The organism is Streptomyces sp. NPDC004752 (assembly GCF_053601275.1).
In genome coordinates this window covers 1-2,696 of record NZ_JBSGBN010000283.1, presented here as the reverse complement: position 1 = coordinate 2,696, position 2,696 = coordinate 1, and the positions used below count along the sequence as shown (strand labels likewise).

The following is a 2,696-nucleotide window of genomic DNA, read 5'->3' as shown; positions in this document are numbered from 1 at the left end:
CCGGGCTTCCTCCCCGGCGTCGGCCAGGAACACACCGGGATCATCCGCCGCGGCGCCAAGCTGATCTTCGCCTACGCCGAGGCGACCGTCCCCCTCATCACGGTGATCACCCGCAAGGCGTTCGGCGGGGCCTACGACGTCATGGGCTCCAAGCACCTCGGCGCCGACCTCAACCTGGCCTGGCCCACCGCCCAGATCGCCGTCATGGGCGCCCAGGGCGCGGTCAACATCCTGCACCGCCGCACCCTCGCCGAGGCGGCGGCGAACGGCGAGAACGCCGAGGACATCGAGGCCACCCGGGAGCGGCTCATCCAGGAGTACGAGGACACCCTCCTCAACCCGTACGTAGCAGCCGAGCGCGGCTACATCGACGCGGTGATCCTGCCCTCCGACACCCGCCGCCATATCGTGCGCGGGCTGCGTCAGCTGCGGACGAAACGGGAATCCTTGCCTCCGAAGAAGCACGGCAACATCCCCCTCTAGACCCCTTAGATCCTGCTAGACCCCTCTAGATCCCTCTAGACCCGTTGGGAGCGGCATGAACATCAAGGTCGTACGGGGCAATCCGACCCCGGAGGAGCTGGCCGCCGCACTGGCGGTGGTCCGGGTCCGCGCCGCGGCGGCGGCCGGTGCGCCGTCCGGCGCCGAGGGCGCCGGGGACGCCTGGTCCGACCCCGCCCGCATCACCACCGCCCATGTCCCCCACCCGGGCCCGGCCTCCTGGCCCCGCACCTACTGGCCCGGCTAGCAACACCCCCAGGGCGCGAGGAACCGCGTACGGCGCAGCGACACCGGCCGCCAAGTTGAGTACCCGTACTCAGGCGCCCTCCCCGCCCCAGCCCCACGCTGGGGGCATGCTGTGGTCAGACCCGGAGAACGAGCCGCCCGAGGAACTGCGCGAAGCGCAGGCCATGTTGCGGCGGCTCGGTCTCCTCATGGCGCTGGGCATGGTGCTCGCGATGGTCGTGGCCGGGCTGCGATGAGCCGGACCGCGGCGAGCGGGGCCGGGCCGCGGCGAGCGGGACGGACCCACGCCGTTACGCTGACCGCATGACAGACCAGCCGCGCCGTCGACTCGTGCTCGCCTCCCAGTCCCCCGCCCGGCTCGCGCTGCTCAGGCAGGCCGGGCTCGACCCCGAGGTGATCGTCAGCGGCGTCGACGAGGACGCGGTGACCGCACCCACCCCAGCCGAGCTGGCGCTCGCCCTGGCCGAGGCGAAGGCATCGGTGGTGGCGGCCCGGCCGGAGGCGCAGGGCGCGCTGGTGATCGGCTGCGACTCGGTGCTGGAGCTGGACGGCCGGGCGCTGGGCAAGCCCGCGGACGCCGAGGAGGCCACCACCCGCTGGAAGTCGATGCGCGGGCGGGCGGGGACCCTGCAGACGGGGCACTGCGTCTGGGACACGGCGAGCAAGCGGTATGTGTCGGGGACCGCCTCCACCGTGGTGCGGTTCGGCGAGCCGACGGACGAGGAGATCGCCGCGTACGTCGCCTCGGGCGAACCCCTCTACGTCGCCGGTGCGTTCACCCTCGACGGCCGCTCGGCCGCGTTCATCGAGGGGATCGACGGCGACCACGGCAACGTGATCGGCATCAGCCTGCCCCTGGTGCGCCGGCTGCTCGCCGAACTGGGCGTCGGAATCACGGAGTTGTGGACACCGGCGGAGTGAGACCCGGCGGGGCCGTCGCGGGCTTGTCGTCCTGCGTCGCCACCACCTCGCCCCGGGGCCGCCGGATGGCGGCGGCGGCCCCCGGCTCCCCGGAGTCCGCCGCCGGGCCGTCCACGGCCTCCGGGGTCCCGCCGGTACCCGGAGTATCCCCGCCCGCCGACCGGGCCGAGCCGGGTGGGGTGTCGTACGTCATCAGGAGCAGGACGACCAGGGCCAGCACGACCACCATGAACAGGAACGCGCTCCAGCCCACCAGTCCCCAGGCGAAGGCGCCCAGCAGCCCGTGCACCACGGCGACGCTGATCAGCAGGGCGCAGGCGAGGCCGGACGGGGCCCGGTCGCGGAGCGCGACGAGCAGGGCGGCCAGGCCGCCCAGCGCGAGGTAGAGGCCGAAGACCACTCCGCCGATCTTCGAGGACGTCGCCATGGTGCCCGGATCGAGACCGGCCAAGGACATGTTCTGGCGGTCGACGACCGTCCCGAGGAACCAGTTCAGTGCGGCGATGAAGAACGCCTCGGCGAAGAGGACGACCGCCACGACCCATGCCACCGGTCTGCGCACCACCGGCCCACCCCCTTTCGACCCGCCCGGACAGGACTGCCGTTACCCGAAGTACGTTCGGACACCGCGAACGCTACTAACGGGTAAACCAGGGGACAAGGGTTCTGTCGCCGCCAGTGAATCGTTGGGCCATTCGTAGGGACTCCACAAAGAAACGCAGTGCGCCGCAGCACGCTCTCACAGAGACCTTGACCACATGACAGGGCTAGGGTTTTCCGGTGGAGTCCTGCGTGCCGTGGTGCGACAAGGGCTTTCGCGGGTCGAGCGGGCCTCGTATCACGCTCCGTGTGGGCAAGCTCACCAGTGGGGACGGGTCGAAGTGCCGTGTCGGCAGTCCCTAAACTCGGCTTGTTTCAAGGAGGGAGCCTCAATCGTGCGCAAGGTGCTCATCGCCAACCGTGGCGAAATCGCTGTCCGTGTGGCCCGGGCCTGCCGGGACGCGGGGATCGCGAGCGTGGCCGTCTAC

General features: G+C 71.4%; 6 protein-coding genes. 5 read left to right on the top strand and 1 reads right to left on the bottom strand.

All coding sequences use genetic code 11. The features are described from left to right. The 4 genes from ACWEKM_RS46345 to ACWEKM_RS46330 form a co-directional block, all read left to right on the top strand. A partial coding sequence (locus ACWEKM_RS46345; protein WP_451627334.1) for a carboxyl transferase domain-containing protein occupies positions 1-483 on the top strand: 483 nt, incomplete at its 5' end. A gap of 55 nt (positions 484-538) precedes the next feature. Continuing rightward, positions 539-748 carry an acyl-CoA carboxylase epsilon subunit gene (locus ACWEKM_RS46340; protein WP_451627333.1) on the top strand — a complete coding sequence of 70 codons (210 nt, stop codon included), beginning with the start codon at positions 539-541 and terminating at the stop codon, positions 746-748. 106 nt (positions 749-854) lie between these two features. Further along, entirely contained in the window at positions 855-983 is a 129-nt protein-coding gene (gene mmpB, locus ACWEKM_RS46335; protein WP_451627332.1) for a morphogenic membrane protein MmpB, read from the top strand. 67 nt (positions 984-1,050) lie between these two features. After that, complete coding sequence (locus tag ACWEKM_RS46330; protein ID WP_451627331.1) at positions 1,051-1,668, top strand: Maf family protein; 618 nt, start codon at positions 1,051-1,053, stop codon at positions 1,666-1,668. Here the strand turns inward: ACWEKM_RS46330 and ACWEKM_RS46325 are convergent. Further along, entirely contained in the window at positions 1,640-2,233 is a 594-nt protein-coding gene (locus tag ACWEKM_RS46325; RefSeq protein WP_451627330.1) for a hypothetical protein, read from the bottom strand. The genes ACWEKM_RS46330 and ACWEKM_RS46325 overlap by 29 nt on opposite strands. A 370-nt stretch (positions 2,234-2,603) precedes the next feature. Between ACWEKM_RS46325 and ACWEKM_RS46320 the strand changes: the two genes are divergently transcribed. Continuing rightward, positions 2,604-2,696 (top strand): biotin carboxylase N-terminal domain-containing protein (locus ACWEKM_RS46320; protein ID WP_280842533.1); only part of this gene is annotated, 93 nt, incomplete at its 3' end.